Source organism: Undibacterium sp. GW821-FHT11B02, assembly GCF_058808955.1.
In genome coordinates this window covers 512,571-532,000 of record NZ_JBXASD010000004.1, presented here as the reverse complement: position 1 = coordinate 532,000, position 19,430 = coordinate 512,571, and the positions used below count along the sequence as shown (strand labels likewise).

Below are 19,430 nucleotides of genomic sequence, written 5' to 3'. Positions count from 1 at the left end.
ATTGACTGCCTCGTCCGCCTTGCCAGCCCACGTTATGAGGCAAACGCATCTCACCCCTATTTATGAAATGAGTTCTATATAAAGGAGGACAGTGAACGTTTCTTGTCAGGACTTTTCGCGCATTTGGCTTGGCAGCATACCTGATGACCAGCGCTTGAATGCACGGCGAAAGCTACGTGCGTCGCTATAACCCACAGCACGACCAATTTCATCGATGCTCAATGTCGTATTGCGTAAAAGATCTTGTGCGCGCTCAAACCGTGTCTCATCCAGTAATTCACTGTAAGACACGTTTTCTGCGTTCAGATGCCGTCTGAGAGTGCGTTCACTCATATTTACTTCTTGTGCAACCTGAACCAGAGTCCGGGGATTGGCAAGGCCAGCATGCAAACGGGTATTGACGAATTCGAGAATATCGTTTTGATCAGTGGGGTGCCTGATTAAACTACCCAGTTGCTTTCGTACCAGACCACAGGTAATTCTGTCGTAACCATTCAGACGGACATCAAGCCAGCTTGATTCGCAAATCATGCGGTTTGCGGGGGCGCCAAATTGGACATGACAACGAAAAAAATCACGATAGATGGTCGCATGCCCAGGCTTTGGGTAAGTAAGTTCTATGCGGTCAGGGCAGAACCTGTCCCCAACCAGGCAGCGTGATATGGCTACGGCACTGGAAAAACTTTCCTCAATCAGAAACGGCTCTATGACTTGATCAGCGTATTTTGGGTAAACCTCCACCACCATTTCATGCTCGTTGAGCGAAATCAGATGTTCAACAAGCGCACCCACATCCCTTTGATGATCAATGCCATACGATATTGCTTCACCAAAAGTCTCACAGGTGAGCATAGCCAGGCCTGGCACTCCCCATGAGACTGGTGATTGACGCCTCCCTGCTGAAATACCAAGTGCAGGATCGGTCAATATTTTTTGTGTCCGGACAATAAGTTGCCTGATCTGACGATATGACAATCTGAGATCCAGTTCTGACAAGTCATGATAGTCAAAACCCAGTCCACGACATAGCCGTTTCAGAGCGACGCCACGATCACCTGCCAATCCTAATAATGCACGTGCAACGTTGGGTATGAGATTGGCATTGGTATCGAACTCCGCTTTCGATGGGGTGGCAGTGGATAGTATTTTCTTCCTCATAAATTTCGGCTTATTAGACAGGAACGACTGAAACAATATAAAAAATACTCTCATTAAAAACACCAGGATTCAGCAATCCAGGAGCAGCAAGAAGGTCTTAGCACCACAACATCAGGAAATGAGTCCAGGAATGCTATTTAACATCAATCATCACTGCTTGTGTCCGATATTATTCCTATTTTGACCGTAAATGTCCTATGTCAATAAATCCTCCGGTTTTATGCTTCAAGACCTACCGTGACAAATAATAGGAGACGTGGACCATGAATAAAACTTCAAATACAGGAACCGTTGAATGTGGCGAAGCTACATGTATCATTGGCGCTGGCCCAGGCGGACTCAGTGCTGCAAGGGCACTGAAAGCGCAAGGATTACCATACGAACAGTTCGAAAGACATACCGATGTTGGCGGACTCTGGGATTCGGGCAATCCTGGTACACCGATCTACGACTCAGCGCATTTCATATCTTCACGCGACCTGTCTGGGTTTCTGGGTTTCCCTATGCCAAAGGAATTTCCGGACTACCCTTCGCACCGCCAAATCCTTTCTTATGTTCGCAGTTTCGCAGATACATATGACATACGAAATCAAATTCAATTTGGCATAGGCGTAAATAGTATTGCCAAGGATGCCGAGGGCCGCTGGATTGTCACTTTAAGCAATGGAACAAACCGCAGATACAAAGCGGTCATTTGTGCCACCGGTACTAACTGGGACCCTAATATGCCTGCGTTCAAAGGAAATTTCATCGGTGAATTGCGGCATTCTGTAACCTACACATCTGGAGACGAATTTCGTAAAAAAAGAGTGCTGATCGTCGGTGCCGGCAATTCTGGCGCGGATATCGCATGTGATGCAGCAACCTTTTCCGATAAGGCCTTCATCAGCATCCGGCGGGGTTACCATTTTATCCCCAAGCACATTTTTGGTATGCCCGCTGATGAATTCGGAGAATCAGGACCTCATCTGCCGATATGGTTGGCGAGACCAATAATGACTATATTGTTGCGTGTGCTAACTGGAAAATTATCACGTTTCGGATTGCCAGTGCCGGATCATCGCTTGTTCGAGAGCCATCCTTTGATGAATTCGCAGTTGCTACACCACCTGCAGCACGGAAATATTGCCGTAAAACCTGATATTTCACATTTGGACGAAAGTGAGGTTGTCTTTGCTGATGGCTCCAGAGAGAAAATAGATGTCGTTTTATGTGCTACAGGTTATAAATGGAGTTGCAAGTACGCGGCTGATTACTTTGAATGGAAAGGTGGTCGCCCGCAACTTTACCTGTCGATGTTCAGTCGTGAACACCGAAATTTATTTGGCATTGGCTATCTGGAAACAAATTCCAGTGCGTACAAACTATTTGATACGCAAGCATTCATGATTGCTTCTTATCTAAAGTCACAGACGAATAAGCCAGCCAGTGCCGCACGATTTGATGAACTTATTCGCATTGACAATCCCAACCTGTCGGGTGGCATTCATTTCGTCAACTCACCAAGACATGCCGTCTACAATGACGCGCATACCTTTAAAACATACCTTCGAAAGATCAGGTCAAAGATGGGGTGGGAAGAGTTAACGGAGACAATTTATGACCGCCTGAAAGTTCCGCTCCATTCCAAAGGTAACAATACTGCGCCGACTGTAAAACTCGTTGTGTCATCACCAAATACCGGAGGAGCATGTAAATGAAAAATGCTCTCGACTGCAAAGGGTGGTTTGCGGTAGTCACTGGCGGTGCTGGTGGGCTTGGCCGCGCAATTGCTACTCGCTTAATTGCACGCGGGGTACGTTGTCTATTGGTGGATGTCAATGAAAAGAGTCTCGAACAAGCTGTGGCAAGTCTCGGACCAATGGCACACGCACACCTCGCCGATCTGACGAATCAACAAGCGCTTGATCTCCTTGTCGAGCGCATAGACAGTGAGTTTGGCAGGCTTGATCTCCTGGTGAATAACGCTGGTATCGCCAATACGACGCCATTTGAGCAAAGACCAATTGAGTCCATCATGAATGAGATGAGCATCAATTTGCAGGTGCCTATTATTTTGACCCACAAATTGCTTCCAAAGTTGCGCCAGGCCCATGATGGCAGGGTCATTTCCATTGTGTCTCTCGGCGGAATATTTCCACTCCCCGAAACTAGCGTTTACTCGGCAACAAAGTTTGGCCTGCGTGGAGCAATGCTGTGTCTTGGCTTGGATGGCCACCGCCTTGGGGTCAAGTTCGGCATTGTCAATCCATCAGCGACTGAGACACCCATGCTGATAAGGGAGGCGATCAGCGGCGGCAATAAACTTCAATTCATGGACCCGCCGCAAACAGCAGATGAAGTGGCGGCACAGGTCATCCGTATGCTGGATAGCCCCTGTCTTGAGCTTTACGTGCGGCAAAGTGAATCCTGGACAGTGCGCCTGGCTATGCTGGCCCCCAATCTGCTAGGGCGCGCCATACCAATGTTCCGGCGACAGGGAGAGGCTGGGCATAAGCGCTATATTGACTCACTTGTGAAGCGTGGTTTGATTCATCAAGTGGATGGAGAATGGCAAATGAGGTGAACTTCTTCGCGAATTATCAGATTTCAATACTTAACTAGAACTCATTTCATAAGCCGCCCCAGCCAGGAAGATAGCGGGAGAGTCTTTGGCGGCGTCGTTGGCAGAGTGGTAGGATCTCAAATTGCTATTGGAAGCGGACGAACAGTAGCTGCAGTTGCTGGTACCATACTGAGTGTGCTGATCAAAGCAGGCATGCCTTGTCGTGAATTCGGCATTGACGGCAATGTAAATTGCCGGACAGAAAAACTTTATAGCGCTGCATGCCGGGAAACAGATGGCAGACGGCGTATTGTTAAATAGTTGAGCTGTTTTTTTTTGCACTTCAATTCAAATTTTTTTCTGGTGTTGAAGTGAGCTTGAATCCAAGATAGAGGAGAAATTGTCATGTTTTGGCAAAGAAAACTCGAAGACTGGGCGAGTTTGGTTCGCAGCCGTTCAGATATACCACTGCGTGTCGATCTCTGGAATGGTCAGCAATTAAACTTTTCGACTGAATTTCCACAGGTCATTGTTCGGATACCTCACATATCTGGCTTACGCTATCTTCTGACGCCATCACTATTCAATCTTGGCACGGCATATATTGACGGCAAAATTGATGTGTATGGTGAACCAGGCGCGATTATTTCTATTGGCAATTCACTGGCGGAAAGCACCTTGAAACAGGAAGGGAAATTTTCACGTATATCCAGAAAATTGCGCCGTAGCAAAGAAAAGGACAGACAGTCCGTTCAGTTTCACTATGATATTTCAAATGACTTTTATCGTCTGTGGTTAGATGAAAATATGGTTTACTCATGCGCTTATTTTGAAAATGGCGACGAGAGCCTGGATGTGGCGCAAATAAAGAAAATTGATCATATTCTGAAAAAAATCCGCCTGTCCCCTGGAGACAGATTGCTTGATATTGGCTGCGGTTGGGGAGCTCTGGTCATACGTGCAGCGAAAACGTATGGGGTCAAGTGTGTTGGCATTACTTTATCCGAGAACCAGGCTGAGTTTGCTCGTCAAAGGGTTTGTCAGGAGGGATTGAGCGACCTGGTCGAAATCCGGCTCCAGGATTACCGGGATGTTGATGGTTCTTTCAACCGGATAACCAGCGTAGGTATGTTTGAACATGTTGGTCTACGTCATTTACCTGAATATTTTTTGAAGATTAACTCTTTGCTTGATGAGAACGGTCTTGTCATGAATCACGGCATCACTTCTACCGATCCGGAAAATGGTGAAACTCCCTACGGAAATGGTGAATTCATAGAGCAATATGTATTTCCACACGGCGAACTTCCTCACATTGGTTTAGCAATTAAATCCATGCAAGAAGGAGGCCTGGAGGTTTACGATGTAGAAAATTTGCGGCGGCACTACGCCAGGACATGCAAATTATGGAAAGAAAGTTTTGAGCGCAATGGCGATAAAATCAGAAGCGTCGTTGGCGAGAGAAAATACCGCATTTGGAGAGTCTACCTTGCAGGCTGCGAATACGCCTTTAACAGAGACTGGATTTCACTTTTCCAAATTGTCTGTGGTAAAGCTGGAAACGCTCCTGACAACTTTTCGTGGTCAAGACGCAGCATTTATCACTGACAGGGCGCGCCAGTAGTACTCTGGAACTCATTTCATAAATAGAGTGAGATACCATCAGCGTAACGGCGAATTCCTGATACAGATCGATGTTCTTCTTGCGATAGTCCAGAATCTGCAGGACTATCAATGCTCTGTCCTGGCTGACCTTGCAGAGCTTCAGATCCGATGACGGAAGCAGCCTGCTTGCGGCGGCGTCAACGGTGTAAGGCTGAGATGCTGGTTGCGTCATAAGTCTTCAGCAGCATCTCCACGTCGGTCCCGTCGCTGATGCGGCAGAGTTTCTTGTCCGCGTCAGCCTTGGCGAAAAACGTATTTTCATGGGACATGTTTAATCTCCGGAATAGGCAACATATCCCGCAGCTTGGCAAGCTTGTAGTCAAGCCGCCGACAGCTAGCCCACTTGCTCACTTAAATAGATAGAGATAACCGATCTTTGCCCCGGAAATGAAACGCTTTTCGACGATCGGACTATCGGTAATGCCACTACCGAGATGTTGCGCACTGACATCGATGAACATCGACTGATGGTCCGTGAGCTTGTAGTCAAGCCGTGTACCTACCGAGACATTCCAGGTAGATTTTCCGGTGTATTGAGTTCTCCCTGCTTGTACTTCAGATGGCCGCACGCCGTAGTAGTAATCAACGTATTTGCTGTCCAACCATTCGACGCCGGTATGCGGCTCCACCGAAAAACGCCCCAGCTCGAAAGACTTGCTGAAATTAATCTTGGCACGCTCCCCTTTGTTTCCGCTCATCAAATAGTCGCCCGACAGGGTGCCAAAGTTTGTGCTCCATGCGAGCCCTGGACCGAACCAGAATGTACCGTCGCGGTTTTCCATACCATTTAGGATCGGTGCATCCGACTGCTTGTATCCGTCACCGACCGCAAATTGGCCGCGCAACGCAACGCTTACACCGCTCCAGTTGCCGATCTTCAGATCGAGCGTGGTGCCAAAGGCATGCGCCCATTTGTTGTCGAAATAGATGAGCGGAATCGGCGAGACCTTCGTACCATCTCCCTTGTAAGGGCGAGCTTCAACGCTGGTGCCGACGCCGAGTCCCCAATGCGTCGTGTTCGCGGCATTACTCATAAAAGTAAAACCGGAATCAGCCATGTTCATACCGTCAGCTCTGGCGGTACCAAAGGAAAGCAGAGCCGAGGTAATAGTGAGCGACAACAAACGTCTGAAGAGGAGGTTTTTCACTTTAGGTTCCTGGTAGTGTGAATGAAAAATAGAGTCTGGGATCGGTAGACGTAGTGATTACTAGCTCGCCAACACACTGCCGCTATGCAATCAGTGTGTAGGGGCCACCGCGCTCCAATGCTTTGCGGTAGGCTGGTCGGGTATGGATACGTCGTAGTAAATCCTGTAGTCTCGGCCGCGCAACGCCAAGCCCACCACCCATGTCGGCAATCTCCAAAGGGAAGCTCATCATCACATCGGCGGCACTGAACTCATTTCCTGCAAACCAGGCGTTACTTTTCAACTCGGCTTCCATGAAGTCGAGCTGACGCGAAAGGTTGGGAGTGACCACCGTCGCCATAACCTTGTTGGCGATACCACGCGCGATTGGTGTTGCGAAAAAAGGCATGGGGGCTGTGACCACGCGATCAAACACCATCTTCATTACCAGCGCAGGCATAGCCGTGCCTTCTGCAAAATGCAGCCAGTAACGGTATCGCAGCAGTTCAGGCGAACCGATCGGTGGACGTAGACGGCCATAGGCCTGATCGACTAAATACTCAATGATGGCACCGGTCTCGGCCACAGTAAGGGCACCGTCGGTAATAACCGGACTCTTGCGCAACGGGTGCACTTTTAGCAAATCTGATGGCGCCTGCATCGTCTGCTTGTCGCGTTCGTAACGCTTCACATCGTAGGGTAAGCCAAGTTCTTCAAGCAACCACAGCACACGGTGGGAGCGTGAATTTTCGAGATGATGGACTGTAATCATGATGTCTTTGGATATTCAGGACTTTCGTTGTTTCAGATCGGCCTGCAAGAAGTACAGCGCTGCTGCCGCGAGGAGCGCTTCGACCAAAATTGCGGGAGATGCCGAGACCCCAACTACACCGTTAAAGACCCCGAGTGCGCTGACAATGCACATCACAGCAGCGGCAATGGCCAGCCCGACCAGAATCGCAATTCGGGTTGGCGATGCAGGGATGCCACGGATAAGCCAGAGGATGGGGGCATAACCGAAAAACATGGCGCCATAACGACGAGCCATGTAAACGACCAAAGGTTCCGGATTGGTCCCCCATAAAACCAGTATCTCTTTGGGGAAGAACACAAATGCCACACCGAGTAGCAGTGTCAGTACGGATGCCGTGATGAATAGCGGCTTTGGCGTATTGGTTTGCTTTTTCATTTGTATCGGTTCTGTTGGGATGCTGAATGCGTTTACAGAGATCGCAGATCGCTGACATGGCGCCCTCTACGCCCTCTATCTTCGGGATAGCTTCAGCCCGGCAGCTTGCTAGCCAGTACGTCTGCCTTCTGGATGCTTGGTGCTTCAGACAGTAGCTCGCTGGCCCTGGACATCAACGCCGCTGCGACTCCTCCGGCCAAGTGGGCCTCGCGTCCAGCCTCATCGGGGAAAGCGTCGAAGATGCCAAACGTGCGAGGGCCTAGACGCAGGCCAAACCAAGCCAGTGTGGCCTGTTCCTCCTGCACGATGGGGAGGCCTGCCGCCAGAAACTCCGCGACCTCTTGCTCCTTACCGGGTTTAGCTTCGAGACGTACGAACAATGCTGTCTTAGGCATGGTGAGACTCCTGTTTTACAGTTGTAAAATAATGAATTATGGATTACTATTTTACATATGTCAAATAAAACACAATTAACCCGCATGGAGCCGAGTGATCGTCGGGAGCAGATTGTCGAAGTCGCATCAGCACACTTCGCGCAACGTGGCTACGACAGCGCCTCGATGGCTAACATCGCCAAAGATGCCGGTGTGACACGCGCACTGATCTATCACTATTTCCCAACGAAATCCGTATTGTTCGAAGCGGTTCTTGGCAGTGAATCGGATGCGCTGCTGGCAGCGACCGACTTCGATTTACAACGGTCACCCTTGGACAACATTCGTGCGGCCGTTCACGCATACCTCGAACATTTTTCGCCGTCACGGAACCGGGCCATCAATCTGCAATTGCAGGCCGACGTGCAGCCGGTACTTGTCGGTGAAGTGACCAGAGCCAATCACGCCGTTTTGACGCAACGGATCATGAAGTTGCTAGCACTGAGTAACGATCCGCTAATGCGCGGAGCTGTCAATGCCTGGCTGGAGTTTGTGACGACCCTGTCCAAGGAAATAGCAGATGAGCCTGAGATCAATCGAGAGTCGGTCGTCGGTCTGTGCATGCGAACGTTACACGCTGCGACCGGCCTTGATGCTGGACCAGTCACACCAAAGAAGTTGTCACCACTGAAGAAGCGAAAGGAATCTTTATGAAGATTGTTGTACTAGGAGCGACAGGCGGAACTGGTCGCTTGGTCGTCGAAGAAGCGCTGAAACGGGGCCACGAAGTGGTCTGCTATGTACGCAACCCTACAGGTGTACCAGCAAGGCAGGGGGTACAGGTCGTTACGGGCCAGCTAAGCAGCAAATCGGCCTTGCAGGCTGCAATAACTGGCACCGAAGCAGTACTTTGTTGCTTGGGTACCCACGAGAAGAAGAATGTTGATCTGATGCAGAAGAACCTGCCATGCATTGTCCAGGCAATGCATGGAGCCAGTGTTTCTCGGCTGGTGCTGCTATCGGCTTATGGCGTGGGTGATACCGCACGTACAGCCTCGCTTATCGCCCGCATTGCCTACAGGTTGGTTGCGGCGGCTGTGTTCCAGGACAAGGAGCGCGCGGAAGCGATGTTGCCTAGCTCGGGACTGAAATGGACCGGCATTTACCCGGTAATCCTGACGGACGGAGTGCCGTCCGATACGGTTGAGGTGCGCCCCTTGAAACAGGTACAGAAAGTCTCCGGCTTGCCAAAAGTCTCTCGCACCAATGTGGCTCGCGTGATGCTTGATGCCATTGCGGATGATCGGACTATCGGTCAACGACTGCTGGTTAGTAGCCCGGGATCAGTACTGTGAACGGCCATGTTTAGAAAAACCGTACTCTCGCTCATCAGCCGTAAATCTGAAAAGACGCAGTGAAATGAAAACACAATGCTGAATTCAGGTCATTCCCCAGATCCAGGCCCACTACGTCAAGCAGCCTCTGGACAGAGACACATACATAAAAACAAAAGGAGGGAGAAATGGAATTTCGGCATCTGCGTTGCTTCCTGGCCGTTGCAGAAGAGCTCCATTTCGCTCGCGCGGCAGAAAAGTTGCACAGTCGCGTGCTATCAAGGAACTGGAAGAGGAACTGGGGATTCAGCTATTTGTCCGCACCACTCGCAGCACCCAACTGACCCGCGCGGGACGGATGTTCTTGGAGCATGCGCCCCGCGTCTTCGCTTCCTTACAACAAGCCCGGGACAGCGTAAAGGCTGGGGTGAGTTGTGGTATCTAAAAGAAGTCTTTCCTGACACACCGCTGATTGGCTATTTCGAGTTTTTTTACAGGCTGCATGGCGCGGATGTTGGATTTGAACCAGGCCCGCCATTGATTTTTGATGTGGGGCCCAGACTTCGCACCAAGAATGTAGGTAATTTATTGGCACTGGATGCGGCTGACTTTGGGCAATGCCCGACGAACTGGCAAAAATCACTTTACCCGAAAGAGTATCAATACAAGCTGCATGTCACGCATGAAGGTATACGTGTATGTTTAAATCTCGAACATACAGAAAAGATATGGGTTTTCTCCGAAATGAGTTTGTAAAGTTCGGAATTGAAGAATGGGGTGAAGGAGATGGCCCACAATATTGAAATTTGATTTGATCTTGCGTATGCATATTTATGTAGCACACGGTTAGGCGCGACACCTAAAAAATAGATGTCTTGCACTCGAAGGAAATCTCAGAGATTCAAGGGAAATAAATGCATTGCTATTAACGTTAGGAGAATTCGTTGCAGATATTTGTTTTATCCCCGAGGAAGTAAGGGGAAAGACGAAAATGAAGCGAGTGCCTTATGACTATGGTTTGCCGATGAAACTTGCAAATTTGAGATCTCTTGAAGGTCTTACTGCACTACTTTTACTAGCGAAAGAAGCAGAAATTATTGGTAACGGTAGAGTGCATGCACAAATTACGGGAAGGATTTCTCAAAGTTTGTTTTACGTTAAAGAAATGCCTGAAATCAGCTTTGTTATAAAGGAGATTGTCGAGTGTATAAATATTCAACTTCAGGCATTTAAATATCATCTGCGAGATGATATTGTCGTTGCAGCTCCAACGTTAATTTGGGAGGTAATTGTTGGCAACGGCGAGGATTTTTGGCCTTGTGACGAGAATACACCATTGGAACATAAGCTTTTGGAAAGACTAGTTAAACTATTTAGCTCAACGGAAATGCTGAAGATTTGGTTAACAACGTTTCACCCGACTCTTGGGGAATCTCCTGCAGATGCAATGCAAAATGTGGAAGGATTAAAAGCTGTCCAAATGCTATTGGAAGCTTAAGAAGTAGTTACATTTGTTTGTCAAAAATTACTGGTGAGTAATAAGAGGAAATTTATTGCGTGATTATGCAAAAAAAGCCGCCCAATTTGAAATGGACGGCTTTGCGCAACTATTTTGACATTTAAAGTACTTGCAGCTTATGGTGTCGCGACTTGCAGCTTATGCTGTCGAACTTGCGGCTTATGGTGTCACCCACACGTGGATTTCAAGCCGCGACTACCGCATTACCCACAAGCCCCGACATATCCGCAGGAAACACAACGGCTGCAACCGTCTATTTTCTGCAAAGCGTATGCGCCACAGTCCGGGCATTTCTTGCCGGTGGGGATGTAACTGATGGGAGCGGTTTCACCTTCATAGGCCAGGTCGTCCATGCCGTAATGGTGGGTTCTTTGTTTGAACTTTTCTGCCAGTACGGTGATAGGAATCTGATTGCCGGCGGCGTCAAGGAAGCCGCGTTTCATCAGAATACGTTGCAGCGAATAACCGATGGCGGCGACTTCGGATTCATGGAACAGGGGTGCCTGTGAACCGTCGTCTTTAGTGATCATGCCGCAGCGTACCGTGCCTTTGTCCCACACCACTTCACGCATGTCGGCCAGTGCCTTGGCGATGGAACCGCCGGAACGGGCTGCCATCGACAGCAAACGCATGCTGGCCGATATCCATTGCTGACCGTCATTCTTTTGGCCCGCAGGCATGAAGAATTCAAATGGGCGTTCTATCGTCACACGTTCACCGCCGACCGTACCCTGGATGTGGATGAAGCTGACAGTCAGGTAAACAGTTTTCTTGCCTTCATACGTCATGTACTGCACTTTGGATGTGACCGATTCCAGGTCGCCGAATGGGCGGCCATCGAATTGCTTGCGCAGCAGGTCATCATCCGGTATCTGTTTGACTTCGGGGGCAGCTTCAGTAGCAACGGACAGTACGCTGCCGAGGATATTATTCGGGCGGTAAGTTGCCAAACCTTTCAGACCAGCGCGCCAGGCGTCCATGTACAGGTTCTGGAAGTCTTCGTAAGGGTAGTCAGCTGGTACGTTAACGGTTTTTGAAATGGCAGAATCAATATATGGTTGCACCACCTGCAACATCTTCATGTGGTCGCTGGCAGACATATTCAGCGCAGTGACAAACTGGCTTGGCAGTTTGCTGTCATCGGACACATCATTCCCCATGTGACGGTATAAGCGCCATGCATGGTCTGCCACTTCATAGATTTTGGCATCGCCAACGGCCATGCGTTTCTTGCGGTTATAGACCCAGGAGAAAGCCGGCTCTATGCCGTTGGAAGCATTGTCTGCAAAGGCCAGGGTGATGGTACCGGTAGGGGCAATCGACAGCAGATGCGAATTGCGCAAGCCATGTTTGGAAATCGCATTGCGTACATTTTTTGGCAGGCGTTTGGCGAACACGCCTGACAGGTATTTGCTGCTGTCAAACAGCGGGAACTGACCTTTTTCTTTGGCCAGCTCTGCTGATGCCAGATAAGCTGAATCACGCATGACCTCAGATACTTTTTGTGCGAAAGCGCGACCAGCATCAGTATCATAACGCTGACCCAGCATAACCAGACAGCTACCCAGACCAAGGAAGCCCAAACCCACACGGCGCTTGGACATGGCTTCGGCTTTTTGCTGTGGCAAAGGCCAGGCAGTGGCATCCAGTACATTGTCGAGCATACGTGTTGCGACCGTGACGACAGCCTGGAAGGCGTCGAAGTCAAACTCAGCAGCATCGGTGAACGCACCTTTGATGAAGCGGGTCAGGTTGATGGAACCCAGGCAGCAGCAGCCATAGTCAGGCAAAGGTTGTTCTGCACATGGATTGGTGGCTTCGATTTTTTCACAATAGTACAGATTATTTTCCGCATTCATGCGCGACAGGAACAGGATGCCGGGTTCCGCATGGTCGTAGGTGGATTTCATCACCTCGTCCCACAAGTCACGCGCACGTACAGTTTCATATACCCACAAGCCGTCTTCACGTTGATAAGCACCCGCGTCTTTTTTGTCTTCGCCGGGTTCGGCTTTGTGTACCAGGCAGAAGTCAGTATCTTTGGCGACGGCTTCCATAAATTCATCGGTTACGCCGATGGAAATATTGAAGTTGGTCAAGCCACCCTTGTCTTTGGATCGGATGAATTCCAGGATGTCTGGATGGTCACCACGCAGGACACCCATTTGCGCACCGCGACGGGCACCGGCAGATTCCACCGTGGAGCAAGATGCATTAAACACCTGCATGAAAGATACCGGGCCAGACGCACGTGAACGTGTGCCACGCACGACGGCATCTTTTGGGCGTATGGTGGAAAAATCGTAACCGACACCACCACCGCGACGCATGGTTTCTGCGGCATCTGCCAATGCAGTGTAAATACCTGGCTTGCCATCCGTTGCGCTGGAAACTGAATCACCTACAGGTTGCACAAAACAGTTAATGAGCGTGGCGTGCAAGTCCATGCCAGCGGCGGAATTGATGCGGCCAGCAGGGACAAAGCCATTTTTTTGTGCCCACAAAAACTTTTCTTCGTAATACGCCTGAAAGTCTGGTTGCTCTACGCTGGCCAGTGCCCTGGCGACACGCGCCTGCACATCATGGATGGTGGCTTCATCGCCTTTGGCATATTTTTCCAGCAAGACATCAAGAGAGATTTCCTGGGGAGACATGTCAGTCAATCCTAATATTTTTTCGTTTGCGTTCATATGAAATGAGGGCTTTCTTTGTTACCTGTTGCGGAAATTATTTTGGAAAAGTGCCAGCTTGTATATTTGCTGTCCGGCCGTATGATTCAGCCCATAAAAACAGCAAAATGGATACGTGTCCAATTCATCAATTTGATGGAATGTCATCTTTGATTTCGGGGATAGTGAATATTTAGTCGTGGCAACAAACAGTTCATCTTCCCAAACTGTAGCTTTCATTATAAACCCCACCGGGTTTTTATTTCCTTGATGTGCAATAAGGTCATTCCTTTCCCATGAACTTTTAATAAGGCAATAAAAGCCGATTTAGTCATGCGGCCGGTTTCTTGCCATTGCAGGCAAAGGCAAGGCTATCCTTGTTTTGAAGTTGCGCGAAGTTGATTGTCTGCCTAGAAAGCCAGATAAATAAGCGAATTTTCTTTTATGCAACAACGATATATCGGCCTGGTATGCAATTTTCCTTTTATGACCGGCCCGGTTCAACTAAAAATATTATTTATGAGGCAATCAGGTGTTTCTCAAATAGCTGAATAACATATACTTCTTGTTTACAATATTTCAGACAGTAACCAGTGACAGATGGCTTAAGTACAAGAGAGCGCACAATGAGGCTACCGCAATCGGCTACCCCGTTTACCTATCGTCAGTTATTGTCCTGCTGCATTTTCTTTCTCGCGATAATCGCAACCTGCTGCTTTTCAGGCGCACATGCAACCAGCATACAGAGCCTGCGTTTTGATCAGGTCGGGCGTGAGCAGGGTTTTCAGCATGAATCCATACAATCTATATTGCAAGACAGACAAGGGTATATGTGGTTCGGTACTCAGGGCGGCTTGCATCGCTATGACGGTACAAAAGTCATCTTTTTCCGCCATGAACCGGGCCGGCCCAACAGCCTTGCAGACAACTGGGTGTGGGCGCTGCATGAAGACAATAAAGGCCGGCTGTGGGTAGGTACGCGTAGCGGTGGTTTGCATCGCTATGATATGGCGACTGAAAGCATGGTCAGGTATAGGCGCGATCCTGTGGATATACGCAGCTCCGCCGGCAATCAGATACAAGCCATTGTTGGTGATGGAGCGGCTGGTTTGTGGCTGGCAACTGGCGATGGCCTGGCACATTTCAATCCTGATACCGGGCGTTTTCTCAGTATGCGTCATGATGATAAGGATGACACCAGTATTGCAAGTGATCAAATCAATGCCCTGACTTATGATGCCAGTGGCAATTTGTGGATCGGTACCAATGCAGGCATCAGCCTGATGAAGAAGGACAAATCCGGCTTCCAGAACTTCCGGCTCGACAGTGACAAATTGGCTGATCCGCGCCGCAACACTGTGCAAAGCATCTTGGTTGATCGTCAGGACAACATTTGGATAGCATCGCTGGCGGGGCTGGAAATATGGGGTCGGGACCGGACTGAAAAACACCACTTCAGCGAGCGGGAAGGGCTGGAGCCAGGCCCCGTCTCGTCCATACTGGAAGACAGGGATGGTGTGGTCTGGGTAGGTACTGATGATGGTCTGAAGCGCTGGGATCAGGCTTCCGGAAGGTTTTCATCTTACCGTCACCATGCCAGTGACCGCCATAGCCTCGCAGACAACCGCGTTACCCGTTTGCTGCAAGACCGTTCGGGTACCTTGTGGGTAGGGACCTGGCTGGGCGGGGTCAGTCGCACCAATCTGTTCAGCGGCGGTTTTGAACGGCTGTTGCATCTGCCAGGTGAACCCAAAACCTTGAGCAACAACACTGTGACTGCCATCACTGGAAGTAATGGCCACATATGGATAGGTACGGGCGATGGTTTGAACCGGCTGGATAAAGCCAGTGGTCAGATCAAGGTGTACCATCACCTGGCCGCACAGCCGCACAGCATCACCAATAGCAAAATCAGAGCATTGCAACTGACGCCAGATGCGAAGCTGTGGGTGGGAACACAAGATGGTTTGAATCTGTTTGATCCAGTCAGCGAACGCGCGCAACATTTCCAGAACGATCCGCATAATCCTGACAGCCTCAGTTCCAACATTGTGCATTCCTTCGTCTATGACCGAGCCGGTAATTTGTGGGTGGCCAGCGATGATGGATTGAACCGGCTGGATGCAAAGACTGGCAAGTTTCAGCGTTACATGCATGATCCAAAGGACCCCGACAGCCTCAGTCATGGGCGGGTAGTGTCGCTGCTGTTTGATCGCCATGGGCAACTATGGGCTGGCACCTTTGGTGGACTGGACAAACTCGACATGCAGACCGGGCATTTCACCCATTACCGGCATAATCCAGGTGATGGCAGTAGCCTCAGTCATAGTCGTGTGTACGCAGTATTTGAAGACCGCAGCGGCAGCGTCTGGGTGGGAACCGCCAGCGGCCTTAACCGCATGGTCGTCGCCGGCGATGGCACGGTCAGTTTCTTTCGCTACAGCGGCATGTTGGGCAATGATGCTACAGCCGGGTTTGCCGAAGATAAGTCCGGGAATTTGTGGGTCAGTACAGACGGTGGGTTGTACAAGCTGGGAGCGGACCGTCGTACGCTAAAAAAATATTCGGCAGATGATGGCCTGATTGACGGCACTTACACCGTTGGTGCCAGTTTTCGAGATGCTGATGGCGCTCTGTATTTTGGTGGCTTTCAGGGGATGGCCTGGTTTTATCCGGAATTGATACGAGATAAAACCGTTTCCCCGACAACCACCATTACTGACTTTTTGATTTTTAACCAATCTGTTCGTGGTAACAAATTGCCGGAAGGTGTCGTCCTGAATAGCAACATTTCGGATGCCAGGGCAATCACCCTCAGTTACCGGCAAAATGTGATTTCTATAGAGTTCGCCGCGTTGAATTTTGCAGACCCCATGCATTATCGCTATGCTTATAAACTCGATGGTTTCGATGAAGACTGGGTGACGGCAGAAGCCAGCCACCGTTCGGCCAACTATACCAATCTGGAACCTGGTGAATATATTTTCAGGACACGGGCTGCTACCAAAGATGGGGACTGGAATGAGGGTGGGGCCAGCTTGCTCATTACCATTACTCCGCCATTCTGGATGGAATGGCGTTTTCGTCTGGTCGCCACCGTTCTGCTATTGGCATTGATTTATCTGGTGTACCGTATGCGTGTCCGGCGCTTCTCGCGCCAGCAGGCTTTGCTGGAAGACCTGGTCAGACAAAGAACTGCCGAAGCAGATGGTGAACGCAAGCGGCTGAATGACCTTACCTTTGCCTTACCTTTGTCGGTATTCCAGTTCCGCGAACTGCCAGATGGCCAAAGGGAATATGCCTACGTCAGTGAGAACGTGGAAAATGTACTGGGTGTCACGGCCAAGGCAATCATCGCCAATAAAACAGCCCGCTGGCAAACCACGGTAGAAGAAGATCGCGAAGCGTCAGAAGAGCAGGCCAGAATCGCAGTTGATACCCGTACCGCAGGCAATTTTCACCAGCGTATCTTGGTGAATGGCCAGATCCGCTGGTTACGTGCGCAGACGGTAGCTCCCAAATACATCAATGGCGAATGGATATGGAATGGTTTCTGGATTGACGAAACCGAAACCTATCTGCAAAAAAATGAATTGCGTGAAGCCAAGGAACAGGCTGAACAGGCGACTATTGCCAAATCCTATTTCCTGGCGAATATGAGCCATGAAATACGCACGCCCATGAACGCCATTATCGGGCTTTCTCATCTGGCCAAGAAGACTGCGCTCAGTGTCAAGCAACGCGACTATATCGATAAAATTCATAACGCAGGCACCTCCCTGTTAGGGGTGGTGAATGACATCCTGGATTTTTCCAAGATTGAAGCGGGCAAGCTGGATATTGAATCGGCAGAATTTGTCCTGACCGATGTAATTGATGATGTTGCCACCATCGTTAGCCATAAAGTGGCTGAAAAAGATATAGAGCTGGTATTTGATATCGATGTGTCGGTGCCTGCAAATCTGCAAGGTGATCCTTTACGCCTGGGCCAGGTAGTGACCAATCTGGTCAACAATGCCATCAAGTTTACTGACCATGGTGTGGTGGTGATCATGGTCAAGCAAATCAAATCGTCTGCCGACAAAGTCCAACTGCAATTTACCGTACGTGACACGGGTGTTGGCATGACGGATGAACAGCAACAAAACCTGTTCAAGGCATTTACCCAGGCCGACAGTTCCACTACCCGTAAATACGGCGGTACCGGGCTGGGCCTGACCATTTCGCGGCATCTGGTGGAATTGATGGGCGGCGACATCTGGGTGGAAAGCCAGGTTGGTGTGGGTAGCAGTTTCCATTTCACTTGCTGGTTTGAACATGCCAAATCGCCGCCACATGACGTACGTACAGCCGTCGTGCTTGCATTGGCTGGCCTGCATGTGCTGATCGTGGATGATCATAACGAAGCACGCCAGCATCTGGTTAAGCTCTGTCAGCAACTGGGTCTTACGCCCGATGCCGCCAGTAGCGGCAAGCAGGCATTGCAGATGCTGGACGAAGCCAGGGCTGCGGGACAAGCCTATGAACTGGTGTTGCTCGATGCCCAGATGCCAGATATGAACGGCGCTGAAACTGCCGAAGCCATTCATGCAGAAAATGTTGGGCAGGCACCTGACATCATTATGCTCACCAATATGGGTTTTGATGAAGCTGGCATGCTCAATACCGTGCATGCCCCGGTTGCCTATCTGTCCAAACCCATCAGCATGCCGGGTCTGATAGAAAGCCTGCAATGCCTGAGCCGCAGGTATGCAGATGATCACGCGCAACGTACAGCCATGCCGGGTCGCGAAAACAGGTTTGACGGCCTGCATGTATTGCTGGTGGAAGATAACCAGATCAATCAACAAATTGCGGCTGAACTCATGCATGAAGCAGGTATTATTGTTGAAGTGGCAGACAATGGACGGATCGCCATTGATAAACTGAACAAGGCAGAATTTGATATTGTGCTGATGGATTTGCAAATGCCGGAAATGGATGGCTATGCTGCCACGACTGTGATCCGCTCTTACCCCGAATGGCTGGATTTACCTATCATTGCCATGACAGCCCACGCCATGAATGAAGAAAAGCAGCGCTGCCTGGATACCGGCATGAATGACCATATCGCCAAACCGATCAACCCTGACAGTTTCTTTGACACACTGGCACGCTGGAGCGGGCAACGCATGCCGAGGGTCAGTTCAGTTCCGGCGGCTATCAACGAAGTACCTGTAAGGCCCGTAGAGAATACTATCGAGCTGGAAGTCCCTGGCGTGGACGTCAAATCAGCCTTGCGCCGCTGTGGTCAGAATATGGATTTATACCAGCGGCTGCTGCAATTGTTCATCGACACAGCCGCTGCGACACCGGAAAAAATTCGTGGTCATCTGGAAAAAGGTGACCGCATTTCTGCCGAACGCGAAGCCCATACCATGCGCGGTGCTGCGGGCAATATTGGCGCTGTGGAGCTGGCTGCCGTCGCGACTGAACTTGAACTGGCAATAGAAAAATCCAGCGAAGATAGTGATCTGCTACAAAGATTTACTGATGCCAGTGCCAAATTGATCAGCGATCTGCAACTGGCTTTGTCTGGGCCTGTGGTGGCAGATGAGCTGCCCGTTGCCAGCGAGGAAAATGATGCCAATACGCCAGAACTGCTGGCGACACTGAGCAATTATCTGAACGATTCAGACAGCGAGGCGCTGGATTACTTTCAGAACCATCGCAACAGCCTGCGCAAACTGACAGGTACGCAGGCCGATGCACTGGAACGTGCGCTGAAGGCATTTGAATTTGAGGTTGCGCTGCAGATCCTGACTTCACTCATGGCAGACAAGTCACACATGCCTGAATGAAGTGGAGGTC

At 49.9% G+C, this 19,430-nt stretch carries 15 protein-coding genes and 1 pseudogene; 9 read left to right on the top strand and 7 right to left on the bottom strand.

All coding sequences use genetic code 11. The features are described from left to right. Positions 1-105: 105 nt before the first annotated feature. Positions 106-1,158, bottom strand: coding sequence for an AraC family transcriptional regulator (locus AC1RVX_RS11205; RefSeq protein WP_493216664.1), 1,053 nt, complete (start codon positions 1,156-1,158; stop codon positions 106-108). A 263-nt stretch (positions 1,159-1,421) separates the two neighbouring features. On the opposite strand from AC1RVX_RS11205, the gene AC1RVX_RS11200 reads away from it, so the two are divergent. From AC1RVX_RS11200 to AC1RVX_RS11190, 3 genes are all read left to right on the top strand, one after another. Beyond that, the gene (locus tag AC1RVX_RS11200; RefSeq protein ID WP_493216663.1) at positions 1,422-2,858 is read left to right on the top strand and encodes a flavin-containing monooxygenase; all 1,437 of its coding nucleotides are present in this window, start codon (positions 1,422-1,424) and stop codon (positions 2,856-2,858) included. After that, complete coding sequence (locus AC1RVX_RS11195) at positions 2,855-3,724, top strand: SDR family NAD(P)-dependent oxidoreductase (protein WP_493216662.1); 870 nt, start codon at positions 2,855-2,857, stop codon at positions 3,722-3,724. The genes AC1RVX_RS11200 and AC1RVX_RS11195 overlap by 4 nt, the downstream gene beginning before the upstream one ends. A gap of 384 nt (positions 3,725-4,108) precedes the next feature. Then, entirely contained in the window at positions 4,109-5,311 is a 1,203-nt protein-coding gene (locus tag AC1RVX_RS11190; RefSeq protein WP_493216661.1) for a class I SAM-dependent methyltransferase, read from the top strand. 194 nt (positions 5,312-5,505) lie between these two features. On the opposite strand, the gene AC1RVX_RS11185 is transcribed toward AC1RVX_RS11190, so the two are convergent. The 5 genes from AC1RVX_RS11185 to AC1RVX_RS11165 all read right to left on the bottom strand — a co-directional run bounded on the left by AC1RVX_RS11185 (position 5,506) and on the right by AC1RVX_RS11165 (position 8,079). After that, entirely contained in the window at positions 5,506-5,637 is a 132-nt protein-coding gene (locus AC1RVX_RS11185) for a hypothetical protein (protein WP_493216660.1), read from the bottom strand. Positions 5,638-5,715: 78 nt separating this feature from the next. Beyond that, positions 5,716-6,516: a MipA/OmpV family protein gene (locus AC1RVX_RS11180; RefSeq protein WP_493216659.1), complete on the bottom strand. Its 801-nt coding sequence runs from the start codon at positions 6,514-6,516 to the stop codon at positions 5,716-5,718. Between the two features lie 82 nt (positions 6,517-6,598). Beyond that, a complete protein-coding gene (locus AC1RVX_RS11175) occupies positions 6,599-7,267 on the bottom strand; it encodes a glutathione S-transferase (protein WP_493216658.1) in 669 nt (222 codons plus the stop codon). 15 nt (positions 7,268-7,282) lie between these two features. After that, on the bottom strand, positions 7,283-7,684 hold the full coding sequence (locus AC1RVX_RS11170; RefSeq protein ID WP_493216657.1) for a hypothetical protein: 402 nt from the start codon (positions 7,682-7,684) through the stop codon (positions 7,283-7,285). A gap of 92 nt (positions 7,685-7,776) precedes the next feature. Beyond that, positions 7,777-8,079 carry a putative quinol monooxygenase gene (locus AC1RVX_RS11165; protein WP_493216656.1) on the bottom strand — a complete coding sequence of 101 codons (303 nt, stop codon included), beginning with the start codon at positions 8,077-8,079 and terminating at the stop codon, positions 7,777-7,779. 57 nt (positions 8,080-8,136) lie between these two features. Between AC1RVX_RS11165 and AC1RVX_RS11160 the strand changes: the two genes are divergently transcribed. The 5 genes and pseudogenes from AC1RVX_RS11160 (at position 8,137) to AC1RVX_RS11140 (ending at position 10,890) form a co-directional block, all read left to right on the top strand. After that, positions 8,137-8,772: a TetR/AcrR family transcriptional regulator gene (locus AC1RVX_RS11160; protein ID WP_493216655.1), complete on the top strand. Its 636-nt coding sequence runs from the start codon at positions 8,137-8,139 to the stop codon at positions 8,770-8,772. Further along, positions 8,769-9,413 carry an NAD(P)-dependent oxidoreductase gene (locus AC1RVX_RS11155; RefSeq protein ID WP_493216654.1) on the top strand — a complete coding sequence of 215 codons (645 nt, stop codon included), beginning with the start codon at positions 8,769-8,771 and terminating at the stop codon, positions 9,411-9,413. Before AC1RVX_RS11160 ends, AC1RVX_RS11155 begins: the two co-directional genes overlap by 4 nt. Before the next feature lie 167 nt (positions 9,414-9,580). Further along, a pseudogene (locus AC1RVX_RS11150) lies at positions 9,581-9,825 on the top strand (LysR family transcriptional regulator); the annotation flags it as partial. Continuing rightward, positions 9,825-10,148, top strand: a complete 324-nt coding sequence (locus AC1RVX_RS11145) for a hypothetical protein (protein WP_493216653.1) — start codon at positions 9,825-9,827, stop codon at positions 10,146-10,148. The pseudogene AC1RVX_RS11150 and the gene AC1RVX_RS11145, both read left to right, overlap by 1 nt. A 235-nt stretch (positions 10,149-10,383) precedes the next feature. Beyond that, positions 10,384-10,890 carry an MbcA/ParS/Xre antitoxin family protein gene (locus AC1RVX_RS11140; protein ID WP_493216652.1) on the top strand — a complete coding sequence of 169 codons (507 nt, stop codon included), beginning with the start codon at positions 10,384-10,386 and terminating at the stop codon, positions 10,888-10,890. Between the two features lie 224 nt (positions 10,891-11,114). On the opposite strand, the gene AC1RVX_RS11135 is transcribed toward AC1RVX_RS11140, so the two are convergent. Continuing rightward, a complete protein-coding gene (locus AC1RVX_RS11135; protein WP_493216651.1) occupies positions 11,115-13,601 on the bottom strand; it encodes an adenosylcobalamin-dependent ribonucleoside-diphosphate reductase in 2,487 nt (828 codons plus the stop codon). 605 nt (positions 13,602-14,206) lie between these two features. On the opposite strand from AC1RVX_RS11135, the gene AC1RVX_RS11130 reads away from it, so the two are divergent. Next, positions 14,207-19,420 carry a hybrid sensor histidine kinase/response regulator gene (locus AC1RVX_RS11130; protein WP_493216650.1) on the top strand — a complete coding sequence of 1,738 codons (5,214 nt, stop codon included), beginning with the start codon at positions 14,207-14,209 and terminating at the stop codon, positions 19,418-19,420. Positions 19,421-19,430: the final 10 nt, after the last annotated feature.

Bases quoted from the DNA above. Each gene is read 5' to 3' on its own strand.
- AC1RVX_RS11170 (WP_493216657.1), bottom strand. From the start codon at position 7,684: ATGAAAAAGCAAACCAATACGCCAAAGCCGCTATTCATCACGGCATCC.
- AC1RVX_RS11195 (WP_493216662.1), top strand. From the start codon at position 2,855: ATGAAAAATGCTCTCGACTGCAAAGGGTGGTTTGCGGTAGTCACTGGC.
- AC1RVX_RS11160 (WP_493216655.1), top strand. From the start codon at position 8,137: ATGTCAAATAAAACACAATTAACCCGCATGGAGCCGAGTGATCGTCGG.
- AC1RVX_RS11200 (WP_493216663.1), top strand. From the start codon at position 1,422: ATGAATAAAACTTCAAATACAGGAACCGTTGAATGTGGCGAAGCTACA.
- AC1RVX_RS11155 (WP_493216654.1), top strand. From the start codon at position 8,769: ATGAAGATTGTTGTACTAGGAGCGACAGGCGGAACTGGTCGCTTGGTC.
- AC1RVX_RS11130 (WP_493216650.1), top strand. From the start codon at position 14,207: ATGAGGCTACCGCAATCGGCTACCCCGTTTACCTATCGTCAGTTATTG.
- AC1RVX_RS11140 (WP_493216652.1), top strand. From the start codon at position 10,384: ATGAAGCGAGTGCCTTATGACTATGGTTTGCCGATGAAACTTGCAAAT.
- AC1RVX_RS11185 (WP_493216660.1), bottom strand. From the start codon at position 5,637: ATGTCCCATGAAAATACGTTTTTCGCCAAGGCTGACGCGGACAAGAAA.
- AC1RVX_RS11205 (WP_493216664.1), bottom strand. From the start codon at position 1,158: ATGAGGAAGAAAATACTATCCACTGCCACCCCATCGAAAGCGGAGTTC.
- AC1RVX_RS11165 (WP_493216656.1), bottom strand. From the start codon at position 8,079: ATGCCTAAGACAGCATTGTTCGTACGTCTCGAAGCTAAACCCGGTAAG.
- AC1RVX_RS11175 (WP_493216658.1), bottom strand. From the start codon at position 7,267: ATGATTACAGTCCATCATCTCGAAAATTCACGCTCCCACCGTGTGCTG.
- AC1RVX_RS11190 (WP_493216661.1), top strand. From the start codon at position 4,109: ATGTTTTGGCAAAGAAAACTCGAAGACTGGGCGAGTTTGGTTCGCAGC.
- AC1RVX_RS11135 (WP_493216651.1), bottom strand. From the start codon at position 13,601: ATGAACGCAAACGAAAAAATATTAGGATTGACTGACATGTCTCCCCAG.